This is a genomic window from Oceanicaulis sp. (assembly GCF_051859625.1).
GTDB lineage: Bacteria > Pseudomonadota > Alphaproteobacteria > Caulobacterales > Maricaulaceae > Oceanicaulis.
The window spans coordinates 716446-729256 of the sequence record NZ_JBHYFH010000002.1 but is presented as its reverse complement, the minus strand read 5'-3'; the positions used below and the strand labels follow the sequence as shown (position 1 = coordinate 729256).

Below are 12811 nucleotides of genomic sequence, written 5' to 3'. Positions count from 1 at the left end.
ACGCGCTGTTCGCAGCGCACCGCACAGATCAACGCCCCGGAGCCAAGCTCCGGGGCGTTTTTCGTGCGCGCGACACAACCAGCCCCCGAATCGCCGCTTTCTGGCGCGGGGGCTGAACTGTTGCAAGCATTGAGCTTTCCGCCTTGGCGCTTAGGATGCGTGTTCGTGCGGCGACGCGTGCAGAACGAAGGCCCGAGCTTATGGCGCAAGACATTGAACTGACTTTACGGCCCGGGCTGGATCCTGCGCCCTTTGCTGAGATTTACGCCCGCGACAAGCTGGTTTCCATTCCGGATATTCTGCCCGAATCTGCCGCCAACGCTGTCCACGAGTTGCTGCGCAGCTCGATCAGCTGGCGTCTCATTTTCCCCGAGCCTGCGCCGGACCACCCACAGGGGCATAAGATCAATGTTCTGAGCGCTGCGGATATCGAAGCGATCGGTCGCCAGCAGATGGCGCAGCGAATCCAGGGCGTCATGGCGCGGGCGAAAGATAATTACGGGTATTTGTACAACGCCTATCCCATGATCGAAGCGTACATGAAGGGGTGGGATCAGGGCCACCCGATCCACCGGCTGACGGAATTTCTGAACTCGCCGGCCTTTCTGGAATTCGGCAGGGCGGTGATTGGAGCGAAGCAGATCACCAAAGCGGACGCCCAGGCGACCTTGTATACCCGAGGTCATTTCCTGACCCGCCATGTTGATGAGGGCTATGACCGGGAGCGTCGCGCCGCCTACACGTTCGGTTTCACGCGTGAGTGGCAGCCGGACTGGGGTGGTCTGTTGTTGTTGCTGGAGTCAAACTTTGACATTCAGCGCGGGCTGCTGCCGCGCTTCAACACCCTGAACATTTTTGACGGGACCATGGTGCACGCGGTGAGCGCCGTGTCGCCGTTTGCGGCCGGTCACAGGCTTCAGATCACAGGCTGGTTGCGCGACGACCCGCCAGCAAGGCCTGGCTAGAGGAACGGCGGCGCGGACGTTCTCGCCTGGAGCGGCTGTCAATGGGTGAGGCGCATCTGGAATTCGCTGAGATCAGCGGTTGTTCAGAGCAAAGCGAAGCGCTAATACACAAGCGTCAGCGCCGAGTCACTTGGCGCCCCAGACGTCTTTGGCGACGTTTAAGCTCTTTGACAGCCCGTAAGGGCGATCAAAATCCCCGTCTTTGCGCATTGCGCACCTGACGAAGAGTTTAAACTGCCGATCTGGTGGTGAATCTTGTGGCAGGGTGTTGACGGGGAGGGGCACAGGGCGTATTGCACGGTCCCTCTGATGAGCTGGCAGTGTCTTTCAGACAAACGCAGTTCTTCGAAGCGATAAAAATTTGGATTGCAAGAGCTGCCGGGGCGAAACGTCCTTTGCGCGGCTCTTGTGCATGTTGGGACCGGACCGATGGCGCAACAAAACATCAGAATCCGCCTGAAGGCGTTCGACCACCGCGTGCTCGACACTTCGGCGCGTGAGATCGTATCCACCGCAAAGCGCACCGGCGCGAATGTGCGTGGCCCGATTCCGCTGCCGACGCGGCTGGAGAAATTTACTGTTCTGCGCGGTCCGCACATCGACAAGAAGTCGCGTGAACAGTTCGAAATCCGCACTCACAAGCGGATGCTGGACATCGTAGACCCCACTCCGCAGACCGTGGACGCGCTGATGAAGCTCGACCTGTCTGCCGGTGTGGACGTCGAGATCAAGCTGGGAGCGTAGGGCCATGAAGCAGGCTGCATCCATGCGCACCGGCCTACTGGCCAAAAAGCTGGGCATGACCCGCGTCTTCTCTGAAGACGGCAATCATGTTCCGGTCACCGTGCTTCACCTGGACGGGCTCCAGGTGGTTGCGCAGCGCACCACCGAAACCGATGGCTATACCGCAGTCCAGCTGGGCTCCGGCAAGGCCAAGGCGAAGCGCACCTCGAAAGCGATGCGCGGCCATTTTGCGAAGGCCTCTGTTGAGCCCAAGCGCAAGCTGGTTGAATTCCGCGTGCCGGAAGACGCGCTGATCGAAGCGGGTTCCGCCCTGTCTGCCGAGCACTTTGTGGTCGGTCAGAAAGTGGACGTGTCCGGCACCTCGATCGGTAAGGGCTTCGCCGGCGGCATGAAGCGTTGGAACTTTGGTGGTCTGCGCGCCTCGCACGGCGTGTCGATCTCTCACCGTTCCCACGGTTCGACCGGCCAGTGTCAGGATCCGGGCAAGGTCTTCAAAGGCAAGAAGATGGCCGGTCACCTCGGTTCCGAGCGTGTCACCATCCAGAGCCTTGAGATCGTCCGGGTGGACGCTGATCGCGGTCTGGTGCTGGTGAAGGGCGCTGTTCCGGGCTCCAAGCAGGGCTGGGTCGAAATTCGCGACGCCGTCAAAGGTGTGGGCGTTGATGATCTGCCGTACCCGGCAAAGCTGATCGAAGCTGCTGAGCAGGCTCCGGCCGAAGCTCCGGCTGCGGCTCAAGAAGCCCAGGACGAAGGGGCTAACTGATGAAACTTGATGTTGTGACGCTCGACGCCGGCAAGGCCGGCTCGATTGATCTCTCCGACGCCGTGTTCGGCATCGAAGAGATCCGCGCGGACATCCTCCAGCGCGCCGTCAAGTGGCAGCTGTCGCGCCGTCAGGCCGGCACCCACAAGACGAAAGAGCGCGGTGAGATCTCCCGCACCAAGAAGAAGTTTGGTCGCCAGAAAGGCGGCGGCGGCGCCCGTCACGGTTCGCGCAACGCCCCGATCTTTGTGGGCGGCGGCGTGGCTCACGGCCCGCGCGTTCGCTCCCATGCGACCGAACTGCCCAAGAAAGTGCGCGCCCTGGCGCTCAAGCACGCCCTGTCTTCCAAGGCTGGCTCCAAGCAGCTTGTGGTTCTGGACGAGGCGCGCCTGGATGCGGCGAAGACCAAGACCCTGATCGAGAAATTCTCGAAGCTGGGTCTGGCGAAGGCGCTGATCATTGATGGCGAGACGCTGGACGAGAACTTCGCCCGCGCCGCTCGCAACATCCCGCTGATCGACGTTTTGCCGGCGCAAGGCCTGAACGTGTACGACGTGCTGCGTTGTGACGTGCTGGTCCTGACTAAGGCGGCTGTCGAGAAGATCAACGAGCGGCTTGCGCCGCAGGAGGCTGCGTAACATGCCCGCTGCTCGCCATTACGACACCATTCTGTCGCCGGTGATCACCGAGAAAGCGACCATTCTCTCTGAAGAGAACAAGGTCGTGTTCCGTGTGCCGCTGTCTGCGAACAAGAAAGAAATCGCCGAGGCGATCGAAGAGCTGTTCAAGGTCAAAGTGAAGGCTGTGAACACTCTCGTTCAAAAAGGCAAAACCAAACGTTTCCGCGGCATTGCGGGCAAACGTGATGACGTCAAAAAGGCGGTTGTGACCCTTGAAGAGGGCCACTCCATCGACGTCAGCACTGGCCTGTAAGCGCGGGCAGAGGAGAGAGAACCATGGCTCTGAAGACTTTCAAGCCGACCTCGCCTGGCCGCCGCGCACTCGTGCTGGTGGACAAATCCGGGCTGCATTCGGGTCGCCCCGAAAAGACGCTCGTTGAGGGTCTGCACAAATCTGGCGGTCGTAACAACACCGGTCGCATCACGTCGCGTCGTCGCGGCGGCGGCGCCAAGAAGCTTTATCGCGTCATCGACTTCAAACGTCGCAAGTTTGATGTCCCGGCGACGGTCGAGCGTCTGGAATACGACCCGAACCGCACCGCCTTCATCGCACTGATCAAGTACGAAGATGGCGAGCTGGCCTACATCCTGGCTCCGCAGCGTCTGTCTGCTGGCGACACTGTCGTCGCGGGTGACCGCGTTGTCGTGAAGCCGGGCAATGCGATGCCGCTCAAGAACATGCCGGTCGGCACCATCATCCACAATGTTGAGCTCAAGCCGCTCAAGGGCGGCCAAGTGGCCCGCTCCGCCGGCGCCTATGCTCAGCTGGTGGGTCGTGACGCCGGTTACGCCCAGGTTCGCCTGATGAGCGGTGAGCTGCGTATGGTCCATCAGGACTGTATGGCCACGGTCGGCGCAGTGTCGAACTCTGACCACCTGAACACCAATCTGGGTAAAGCCGGCCGCAAGCGCCACATGGGCAAACGCCCGGCGGTTCGCGGTGTGGCCATGAACCCGGTGGATCACCCCCATGGCGGCGGCGAAGGTCGCACCTCGGGCGGTCGTCACCCGGTCACCCCGTGGGGCAAACCGACCAAGGGCCGAAAAACCCGGTCGAACAAATCCACCGATAAATTCATCATTCGCTCGCGCCACGAGCGCAAGAAACGCTAAGGGACGGCTGCGCCATGCCTCGTTCTGTCTGGAAAGGTCCGTTTGTCGACGGATACCTCCTGAAGAAAGCCGATGCTGCTCATGATGCCGGCCGCAAGCAGGCGATCAAAACCTGGTCGCGTCGCTCGACGATCATGCCGCAGTTTGTGGGTCTGACCTTCCAGGTCCACAACGGCAATAAATTCATTCCGGTTCTCGTCTCCGAAGAGATGGTCGGTCACAAGTTGGGCGAATTCGCTCCGACGCGGACCTATTACGGCCACGCGGCGGACAAGAAAGCCAAGAGGAAGTAAGCGATGGGCAAGGCTGCAAATCCCCGCCGCGTCGCGGACAACGAAGCCCGCGCAAAACTGCGCATGCTTCGCATCAGCCCGCAGAAGCTCAACCTGATCGCCCAATTGATCCGTGGCAAAAAGGTTGAACGCGCTCTGGCTGACCTGGAATTTTCGCGCAAGCGTCATTCCGCCGACGTCAAGAAGGTGCTCGAGAGCGCCATCGCCAACGCGGAAAACAACCACGGTCTGGACATCGACTCTCTGGTCGTGTCCGAGGCCTATGTGGGCAAGAACCTGGTCATGAAACGCTTCCGCGCCCGTGCGCGTGGTCGCGGCGCCAAGATCCTGAAGCCGTTTTCCGAGCTGACGATCGTCGTGCGCGAAGTTGAGGAGGCCGCCTAATGGGTCAGAAGGTTAATCCGATCGGCCTTCGCGTCGGCATCAACCGCACGTGGGAATCGCGCTGGTTCGCCAAAGGCGACGAGTATGCAGACCTGCTGCACGAAGATCTGCGCATTCGCGACTTCCTGAAAAAGGAACTCAAGAACGCGTCCGTGTCGCGCATCATCATCGAGCGCCCGCACAAGAAATGCCGCATCACGATCTACACGGCGCGTCCGGGTGTCGTGATCGGCAAAAAAGGTGCGGACATCGAAAAGCTGCGCCGCAAGGTCTCGAAAATGGTTGACGGGGAAGTCTTCCTCAACCTGGTCGAAGTGCGCAAGCCGGAAGTCGACGCGACCCTGGTCGCCGAGAGCGTGGCTCAGCAGCTCGAGCGCCGCGTGGCTTTCCGCCGCGCCATGAAGCGCTCTCTGCAGACCGCCATGCGCATGGGCGCACTGGGTTGCAAGATCATGTGCGGCGGCCGTCTCGGCGGCGCCGAGATCGCGCGCGTTGAAAAGTATTCTGAAGGTTCGGTTCCGCTGCACACCCTGCGTGCGGACATCGACTATGGTTTCGCTGAAGCCAAGACCGCGATGGGCATCATCGGCATCAAGGTCTGGATCTACAAAGGCGAGATCATGGAACATGACCCGATGGCGCAAGAGCGCCGCATGCTCGACTCTGGCGAGCAGCGCGCACGCTCTGGCCGTCAAGCGGCGTAAGCGGAACGAGGGAGTAGAACCATGCTTCAGCCGAAGCGCACCAAATTCCGCAAGGCGCACAAAGGCCGCATTCACGGTCAGGCCAAGGGCGGCTTTACGCTGACCTTTGGGTCCTATGGCCTGAAAGCGGTTGAGCCGGAGCGGATCACCGCCCGTCAAATCGAGGCGACCCGTCGCGCCATCACCCGTCACATGAAACGGGCTGGTCGCGTCTGGATCCGGGTTTTCCCGGATCTGCCGGTCTCCAAGAAGCCGACCGAAGTCCGGATGGGTAAAGGTAAAGGCTCACCCGAATACTGGGTGGCCAAAGTCAAGCCTGGCCGGATCATCTTCGAGATCGACGGTGTTCCGGATGATGTCGCCCGTGAAGCCCTGCGCCTCGGCGCGGCCAAGCTTCCGATCAAGACCAAAGTCGTCACCCGTCCGGGTGAGTAAGAGGAGGGAAGAATGAAAGCCGAAGACGTCCGCGCGTTTAGCGACGATCAGCTTCAGGACGAACTCCTCAAGCTGAAAAAAGAACAGTTCAACCTGCGTTTCCAACAGGCTACCGGCCAGCTGGAAAACACTGCGCGCTTTATGCAGATCCGCCGGGATATCGCCCGGGTTAAAACGGATCAGCGTCGCCGCGCGCTTGAAAATTAAGGGGGCTTGGGTCCATGCCGAAGCGCATCCTTCAAGGCGTCGTGGTGAGCGACAAGCAGGAAAAAACCGTGATCGTGCGCGTAGAGCGCACCTTCCTGCACCCCCTGCTGCGTAAAACCGTGCGCCGTACGAAGAAATATCACGCCCACGACGAGTCGGGCGCGATCAAAGTGGGTGAGCGCGTCCAAATCCAGGAGTGCTCGCCGAAGTCGAAGCTGAAGCGGTGGGAGATCGTCTCCGAGCAGGCGTAAGCCTGGCCCGGTGGATGATCCACTGATAACGGAGGATTAGCGATGATCCAGATGCAAACTAATCTGGACGTGGCCGACAATTCCGGGGCCCGCCGCGTGCAGTGCATCAAAGTACTGGGCGGCGCGAAACGCCGCTACGCAGGCGTTGGCGACATCATTGTCGTCTCGGTCAAGGAAGCCACGCCCAAGGGCCGCGTTAAGAAGGGTGACGTCCGCAAGGCCGTCGTCGTGCGCACCGCTCGCGACATCAAGCGTCGCGACGGCAGCGTCATCCGTTTCGACGGCAACGCGGCTGTGATCTTGAACACCAACAACGAGCCGGTCGGCACCCGGATCTTCGGCCCGGTTCCTCGCGAACTGCGCGCCAAGAGCCACATGAAGATCGTCTCCCTCGCGCCGGAGGTCCTGTAACCATGGCTGCGAAGATCAAAAAAGGCGACAAGGTCATTGTTCTGACCGGTCGCGACAAAGGTAAGACCGGCGAGGTCACCCAGGTTCTTCCCAAGGAAGATCGTGTGGTGGTGTCGGGCGTCAACGTGGTCAAGCGCCACCAGCGCGCGACCCAAACGGCCCCGGGCGGTATTGTTGAGAAAAACGCGTCCATCCACGTGTCCAACGTGGCTCTGGCCGATCCGAAATCTGGTGAAGCCACCCGTGTGGGCTTCAAGATCGAAGACGGCAAGAAAGTACGCGTGGCCAAGAAATCCGGTGAGGTGATCGATGGCTGACGTTGCTACATACGAACCGCGCCTGAAGACGAAGTATCGCGAGGAAATCCGCGCGACTCTGAAGGAAAAGTTCGGTTACGCGAATGAAATGATGATCCCGCGCCTGGATAAGGTCGTGATCAACATGGGCGTCGGCGAGGCGGCTCAGGATTCCAAGAAAATCCGCGGCGCGCTCGCAGATCTCGAAGCTATCGCCGGCCAGAAGCCGGTCGGCACGATCGCCAAGAACTCCATCGCCGGCTTCAAGCTGCGCGAAGATCAGATGATTGGCGCCAAAGTCACCCTTCGCAAGGATCGCATGTTCGAATTCCTTGATCGTCTGGTGACCATCGCTCTGCCGCGCGTCCGTGACTTCCGCGGGCTGAACGGCAAGAGCTTTGACGGCCGGGGCAACTACGCGATGGGCTTGAAAGAGCATATCGTGTTCCCCGAGATCGATTACGACAAGGTCGAGAAAATCCGCGGTATGGACATCGTCGTCTGCACCACGGCCAACACCAATGAAGAAGCGAAGGCCCTGCTGGCCGAGTTCGATTTTCCGTTTTCGAACTAACGCAGCAGGAGAGCGGGACCGTGAGGGTCTCGCACGCGAGGAGATAAACTGAATGGCTAAGAAGAGTGCAGTCGAACGCAATCTCAAGCGCCAACGCCTGGCTCAGCGTTTCGCTGCCAAGCGTGAAGCGCTGAAGGCGATCGCACGTGACACGGACAAGCCGGTGGAAGAGCGCTTTGCTGCGCAGCTGAAACTGGCCTCGTTGCCGCGCAACTCGGCGCCGACCCGCATCCGCAACCGATGCCAGGTGACCGGTCGCCCGCGCGCTTATTACCGCAAGCTCAAGATGTCGCGTATTGCGCTGCGTCAGCTGGCCAGCCACGGGCTTATCCCGGGCATGGTCAAGTCGAGCTGGTAGGAGGGATTTAGATGTCCGTGAACGATCCTCTCGGCGATATGCTGACCCGCATCCGTAACGCGCTGATGCGCAAGCGGACCAATGTGGTGACTCCGTCTTCCAAGCTTCGCGGCCGCGTGCTCGAAGTGCTCCTGGAAGAGGGCTTCATCCGCGGTTACACCGAGACCACCGACGCCAAAGGCTTCAAACAGTTCGAAATCGAACTGAAATACCATGAAGGCCAGCCGGTGATCTCCGACATTAAACGCGTGTCCAAGCCGGGCCGTCGCGAATACCGCAAGGTGCGCGACCTGCCGCTCGTCATGAACGGTCTGGGCATTGCAATCATTTCGACTCCGCAAGGCGTTATGAGCGATGCACTGGCGCGCTCCAAGAACGTCGGCGGCGAAATCCTTTGCCACGTCAGCTAGAGACAGGGAGGCTAGAACTATGTCGCGTCTAGGCAAACTGCCTGTCGAAATCCCCGCAGGGGTCACCGCCAACGTCAATGGCGGCCAGGTGTCGGTCAAAGGCCCGAAAGGCGAACTCAGCTTCGATGCGCCCGCATGCGTGCGTCTCAAGCAAGAGGACAACGCCATTACGGTCGAAATGGCTGACGGAACGAAATTCGCGAAAGCCATGTACGGCACCGCGCGCGCCCGCATCAAAAACATGGTGCAGGGCGTCACTCAGGGCTTCACCAAGAACCTTGAGCTGGTCGGTGTTGGTTACCGCGCCCAAATGCAGGGCACGGATCTCAAGCTTTCGCTCGGTTTTTCGCACGACGTGATCTACACGCCGCGCGCCGGCGTTAAAATTGCGACGCCGAAACCGACTGAGATCACCATTGAGGGCGCTGACGCCCAAACCGTGGGTCAGACCGCGGCGGAAATTCGTGAATTCCGTCCGCCCGAGCCTTACAAAGGCAAGGGCGTGAAGTATTCCGACGAATATGTCCGTCGTAAGGAAGGCAAGAAGAAGTAAGGGGCCAGGCGATGAAAAATGCTGCAGAAACCATGCGGCGCCGCGCTCAGCGCACGCGCACCCGGCTCCGCAAAATGGGCAATGGACGACCGCGTTTGTCGGTGTTCCGTTCCTCAAAGAATATTTACGCCCAGATCATCGATGATGCGAACGGCGTGACCCTGGTGTCGGCCTCCACTTTGGAGAAAGATTCCAAGATCTCTTCGAACGGTGTCGAAGCGGCTGCCGAAGTCGGCAAGCGCGTCGCAGAACGGGCGAAGGAAAAAGGTCTGATCGACGTGGTGTTCGACCGCGGCGGTTACATCTTCCACGGGCGTGTTAAAGCGCTCGCAGACGCCGCTCGCGAGGGCGGTCTGAACTTCTAAGGAGCGAACGCATGGCACGAGAAGACAATCGCGGCCGCGATCGCCGCCGCCGGGACGACGATAACGGCGAACCGGAACTGGTCGACAAGCTGGTCCAGATCAACCGCGTCGCCAAAACCGTGAAAGGCGGCCGGAACTTCCAGTTCGCCGCTCTCGCGGTGGTCGGCGACCAGAAGGGCCGTGTCGGCTTTGGACAGGGCAAGGCGCGTGAAGTGCCTGAAGCCATCCGCAAGGCGACCGAAGAAGCCAAGAAGATGATGGTGCGCGTGCCGCTGCGTGAAGGCCGCACCCTGCACCATGATGCAAAAGGTCGTTGGGGCGCCGGCAAGGTGATCCTGCGTTCCGCCCCTCCGGGCACCGGCGTCATCGCCGGCGGTCCGATGCGTGCGGTGCTGGAATCGCTCGGCGTTCAGGACGTGGTCGCCAAATCGACCGGTTCGTCCAACCCGTACAACATGGTTCGCGCAACGTTCGAGGCTCTCAAGGCCCAGAACAGCCCGCGTTCGGTGGCCGCCAAACGTGGCATCAAGGTCGCTGATCTGGTTGAGCGTCGCCAAGATGGCGCCAGCTCACCTGAAGCCATCGAATCCTAGGAGGGACGCATGGCTGAACAAAAAACCCTGGTGGTGCGCCAAACCGGCAGCCCCATCCGCCGTCCGAAGGACCAAGGCGCGACCCTCAAGGGTCTCGGCCTGGGCCGGATCGGCCGCGAGCGCGAGCTTGAGGACACCCCGTCCGTTCGGGGCATGATCCGCAAGGTCGCCCACATGGTTGAGATCGTGGAGGAGCGCGGTTAATCCCGCGCCCTCTCACCAAGGAGAGAAACGATGCGCTTGAATGAACTGCGCGATAACGACGGCGCGACCAAATCGCGTACGCGTGTCGGCCGTGGCATCGGCTCTGGCAAAGGCAAAACCGGCGGACGCGGCGTTAAAGGCCAGAAGTCCCGCTCGGGTGTCGCCATCAAGGGCTTTGAGGGCGGTCAGATGCCGCTCTATCAACGTCTGCCCAAGCGCGGCTTTAACAAGCCGAACCGTTTGGCGTTCGCTGAAGTGACCCTGGGCCGCCTGCAAACGGCTGTGGACGCCGGCAAGCTGGACGCGAAAGCGCCTGTCGACGCCGCCGCTCTGATCAAAGCTGGCGTCATTCGCCGCGCCAAGGACGGCGTGCGGGTGATTGGCGGCGGCGAACTGACCGCGAAACTGGACCTGACGGTTGCTGGCGGCTCCAAGCCGGCGATCGAAGCTGTGGAAAAGGCCGGCGGTAAAGTCACCGTCACCGCCAAATCCGCCAAAGACCAGTCCGAATAAGCTAGCGTTGAGACGGACCGCTTCCTAACTGGAAGCGGTCCCTCCGCGCTTTGAGGGCTTTCTCAGGGAGCATCCGACCGATATGGCGTCAGCCGCTGAACAGCTCGCCCAGAACATGAATTTCGGGGCGTTCGCCCAAGCGAAGGAGCTGCAGAAGCGCATTCTGTTCACGCTCCTGGTCCTGGTCATCTACCGTATCGGCACGTTTGTGCCTGTGCCGGGCATCGACCCCTCGCAATTTGCGCTGGCCTTCCAGCAGCAAAGCCAGGGCGTGCTGGGCATGTTCAACATGATGTCCGGCGGCGCCGTGGAGCGCATGGCGATCTTCGCGCTGAACGTGATGCCCTATATCTCCGCATCGATCATCATGCAGCTCATGTCGGCCACCGTGCCGTCGCTTGAGCGCCTGAAAAAAGATGGCGGTGAGGCGGGTCGCAAGCAGATCAACCAATACACCCGGTATCTGACCGTGGTTCTGGCCGGCGCCCAGGCGTTCGCCATCGCCATCGGCATGCAGACCGTGACCGACGGCGCCTCCATCGCCATCAATCCCGGACCGTTCTTCCTGATCACAACCGTCACCACGCTTGTGGGCGGCACCATGTTCCTGCTGTGGCTGGGTGAGCAGATCACTGCGCGCGGCGTGGGTAACGGCGTGTCCCTGATCATCTTCGCCGGCATTGTGGCCGAGTTGCCCCGCGCGCTGGTCAATGCGCTGCAACAGGGCGCCTCGGGCGCCATTCCGGGCGGCGTGATCATCGCCATGCTGGTCGGCATCATCGTGGTCCTGGGCTTTGTGGTGTTCATGGAACGCAGCCAGCGTCGGCTTCTGATCCAGTATCCAAAGCGTCAGGTGGGCAACCGCATGATGGGCGGCGAATCAAGCTTCCTGCCTCTCAAGCTGAACACGGCTGGCGTGATCCCGGCGATCTTCGCCTCTTCACTGCTGTTGCTGCCGGCGACTGTGGCGGGCTTCTCCACCACAGGACCGGAATGGATGACGACCATCGTCGCGCTTCTGGGCCCGGGTCAGCCTCTGTTCCTGGCGTTCTATGCCTCGCTCATCATCTTCTTCACCTTCTTCTACACCTCGCTGGTCTTCAATCCTGAAGAGACGGCGGACAATCTGAAGAAGTATGGCGGCTTTCTGCCGGGCATCCGTCCGGGCAAGCGAACTGCGGAATATCTCGACTATGTGCTCTCGCGCCTGACCGTTATCGGGGCCGCGTATTTGACCATTGTCTGTGTTTTGCCCGAGTTCCTGAAAGCGCAAGTTTCCGGCATCCCGTTCTACATCGGCGGCACGTCTCTGCTGATCGTCGTATCGGTGACGCTTGATACGGTTGGTCAGATCCAGTCCCATCTGCTGGCCCACCAGTATGAAGGCCTGATCAAGAAGACCAAGCTGAAGGGGCGCAAGAGATGAACCTGGTCATGTTCGGCCCGCCTGGCGCGGGCAAGGGCACGCAAGCCAAACGTCTGGTCGCTGACTACGGATGGCTTCAGCTGTCCACTGGCGACATGCTGCGCGCCTCTATCGCAGCTGGCACCGAACTTGGCCGCAAGGTCAAAGGAATCATGGACCGGGGCGACCTGGTTTCCGACGATGTCGTCATCGCACTGATCGAGGAACGTCTGCCGGAAGCTGATATCGCCGGCGGCGCCATTTTCGACGGTTTCCCGCGCACCGTGGCTCAGGCCGAAGCGCTGGACGAGCTCTTGCAATCACGCGGCACGCAGATCGACACGGTCTTGCGGCTGGTGGTTGACCAGGACGAGCTGGTGACGCGTATGGAAAAACGCGCCGCTGAAGAGGGCCGCGCCGACGACACCGTCGAGGCGTTCAAAGTGCGGCTTGAGAATTATAACGCCCAGACCGCGCCGCTGATTCCCTATTATGAGGGGCAGGGCAAACTGTCTGATGTGGACGGCATGGGCGAGATGGACGAGGTTGCTGCACGCATTGCAGCTGCGCTCGGCCAATAAAAGAGCAGC

25 protein-coding genes are annotated in these 12811 nt (G+C 60.8%); all 25 read left to right on the top strand.

Annotated elements, in window-relative coordinates:
• A partial coding sequence (locus ACTIGF_RS13135; RefSeq protein WP_439637289.1) for a hypothetical protein occupies window positions 1-222 on the top strand: 222 nt, incomplete at its 5' end.
• On the top strand, window positions 201-965 hold the full coding sequence (locus tag ACTIGF_RS13130) for a 2OG-Fe(II) oxygenase (RefSeq protein WP_439637288.1): 765 nt from the start codon (window positions 201-203) through the stop codon (window positions 963-965). The genes ACTIGF_RS13135 and ACTIGF_RS13130, both read left to right, overlap by 22 nt.
• Before the next feature lie 429 nt (window positions 966-1394).
• Window positions 1395-1709, top strand: coding sequence for a 30S ribosomal protein S10 (gene rpsJ / locus ACTIGF_RS13125; protein ID WP_022699743.1), 315 nt, complete (start codon window positions 1395-1397; stop codon window positions 1707-1709).
• 22 nt (window positions 1710-1731) lie between these two features.
• A complete protein-coding gene (gene rplC, locus ACTIGF_RS13120) occupies window positions 1732-2472 on the top strand; it encodes a 50S ribosomal protein L3 (protein WP_439637303.1) in 741 nt (246 codons plus the stop codon).
• Window positions 2472-3110: a 50S ribosomal protein L4 gene (gene rplD, locus ACTIGF_RS13115; protein WP_439637287.1), complete on the top strand. Its 639-nt coding sequence runs from the start codon at window positions 2472-2474 to the stop codon at window positions 3108-3110. Before rplC ends, rplD begins: the two co-directional genes overlap by 1 nt.
• A gap of 1 nt (window position 3111) precedes the next feature.
• On the top strand, window positions 3112-3405 hold the full coding sequence (locus ACTIGF_RS13110) for a 50S ribosomal protein L23 (RefSeq protein WP_022699740.1): 294 nt from the start codon (window positions 3112-3114) through the stop codon (window positions 3403-3405).
• Window positions 3406-3428: 23 nt separating this feature from the next.
• Window positions 3429-4265 (top strand): 50S ribosomal protein L2, encoded by an 837-nt coding sequence (gene rplB / locus ACTIGF_RS13105; protein WP_439637286.1) that lies wholly within the window; start codon window positions 3429-3431, stop codon window positions 4263-4265.
• A gap of 14 nt (window positions 4266-4279) precedes the next feature.
• Complete coding sequence (gene rpsS, locus ACTIGF_RS13100; RefSeq protein WP_022699738.1) at window positions 4280-4558, top strand: 30S ribosomal protein S19; 279 nt, start codon at window positions 4280-4282, stop codon at window positions 4556-4558.
• Window positions 4559-4561: 3 nt separating this feature from the next.
• Complete coding sequence (rplV, locus tag ACTIGF_RS13095; protein WP_022699737.1) at window positions 4562-4942, top strand: 50S ribosomal protein L22; 381 nt, start codon at window positions 4562-4564, stop codon at window positions 4940-4942.
• A complete protein-coding gene (gene rpsC, locus ACTIGF_RS13090) occupies window positions 4942-5646 on the top strand; it encodes a 30S ribosomal protein S3 (protein WP_022699736.1) in 705 nt (234 codons plus the stop codon). The genes rplV and rpsC overlap by 1 nt, the downstream gene beginning before the upstream one ends.
• A gap of 21 nt (window positions 5647-5667) precedes the next feature.
• A complete protein-coding gene (rplP, locus tag ACTIGF_RS13085; protein ID WP_009801130.1) occupies window positions 5668-6081 on the top strand; it encodes a 50S ribosomal protein L16 in 414 nt (137 codons plus the stop codon).
• 12 nt (window positions 6082-6093) lie between these two features.
• A complete protein-coding gene (rpmC, locus tag ACTIGF_RS13080; RefSeq protein ID WP_022699735.1) occupies window positions 6094-6288 on the top strand; it encodes a 50S ribosomal protein L29 in 195 nt (64 codons plus the stop codon).
• A 14-nt stretch (window positions 6289-6302) separates the two neighbouring features.
• Window positions 6303-6539 carry a 30S ribosomal protein S17 gene (gene rpsQ, locus ACTIGF_RS13075; RefSeq protein ID WP_022699734.1) on the top strand — a complete coding sequence of 79 codons (237 nt, stop codon included), beginning with the start codon at window positions 6303-6305 and terminating at the stop codon, window positions 6537-6539.
• A 42-nt stretch (window positions 6540-6581) separates the two neighbouring features.
• Complete coding sequence (gene rplN, locus ACTIGF_RS13070; protein WP_022699733.1) at window positions 6582-6950, top strand: 50S ribosomal protein L14; 369 nt, start codon at window positions 6582-6584, stop codon at window positions 6948-6950.
• Window positions 6951-6952: 2 nt separating this feature from the next.
• Window positions 6953-7267, top strand: coding sequence for a 50S ribosomal protein L24 (gene rplX / locus ACTIGF_RS13065; protein ID WP_022699732.1), 315 nt, complete (start codon window positions 6953-6955; stop codon window positions 7265-7267).
• Window positions 7260-7820 (top strand): 50S ribosomal protein L5, encoded by a 561-nt coding sequence (rplE, locus tag ACTIGF_RS13060; RefSeq protein ID WP_439637285.1) that lies wholly within the window; start codon window positions 7260-7262, stop codon window positions 7818-7820. Before rplX ends, rplE begins: the two co-directional genes overlap by 8 nt.
• Window positions 7821-7872: 52 nt before the next feature.
• On the top strand, window positions 7873-8178 hold the full coding sequence (gene rpsN, locus ACTIGF_RS13055; protein ID WP_022699730.1) for a 30S ribosomal protein S14: 306 nt from the start codon (window positions 7873-7875) through the stop codon (window positions 8176-8178).
• 11 nt (window positions 8179-8189) lie between these two features.
• A complete protein-coding gene (rpsH, locus tag ACTIGF_RS13050) occupies window positions 8190-8588 on the top strand; it encodes a 30S ribosomal protein S8 (protein ID WP_439637284.1) in 399 nt (132 codons plus the stop codon).
• Window positions 8589-8607: 19 nt separating this feature from the next.
• Entirely contained in the window at window positions 8608-9141 is a 534-nt protein-coding gene (gene rplF / locus ACTIGF_RS13045) for a 50S ribosomal protein L6 (protein ID WP_439637283.1), read from the top strand.
• Window positions 9142-9152: 11 nt separating this feature from the next.
• Window positions 9153-9506, top strand: coding sequence for a 50S ribosomal protein L18 (rplR, locus tag ACTIGF_RS13040; RefSeq protein ID WP_107712997.1), 354 nt, complete (start codon window positions 9153-9155; stop codon window positions 9504-9506).
• An 11-nt stretch (window positions 9507-9517) separates the two neighbouring features.
• On the top strand, window positions 9518-10099 hold the full coding sequence (rpsE, locus tag ACTIGF_RS13035; protein WP_107712998.1) for a 30S ribosomal protein S5: 582 nt from the start codon (window positions 9518-9520) through the stop codon (window positions 10097-10099).
• A gap of 9 nt (window positions 10100-10108) precedes the next feature.
• Window positions 10109-10303 (top strand): 50S ribosomal protein L30, encoded by a 195-nt coding sequence (gene rpmD, locus ACTIGF_RS13030; protein WP_107712999.1) that lies wholly within the window; start codon window positions 10109-10111, stop codon window positions 10301-10303.
• 30 nt (window positions 10304-10333) lie between these two features.
• Window positions 10334-10816 (top strand): 50S ribosomal protein L15, encoded by a 483-nt coding sequence (gene rplO / locus ACTIGF_RS13025; protein ID WP_022699724.1) that lies wholly within the window; start codon window positions 10334-10336, stop codon window positions 10814-10816.
• 82 nt (window positions 10817-10898) lie between these two features.
• Window positions 10899-12242, top strand: a complete 1344-nt coding sequence (gene secY / locus ACTIGF_RS13020; RefSeq protein ID WP_439637282.1) for a preprotein translocase subunit SecY — start codon at window positions 10899-10901, stop codon at window positions 12240-12242.
• Entirely contained in the window at window positions 12239-12802 is a 564-nt protein-coding gene (locus ACTIGF_RS13015) for an adenylate kinase (RefSeq protein WP_439637281.1), read from the top strand. Before secY ends, ACTIGF_RS13015 begins: the two co-directional genes overlap by 4 nt.
• Window positions 12803-12811 lie beyond the last annotated feature (9 nt).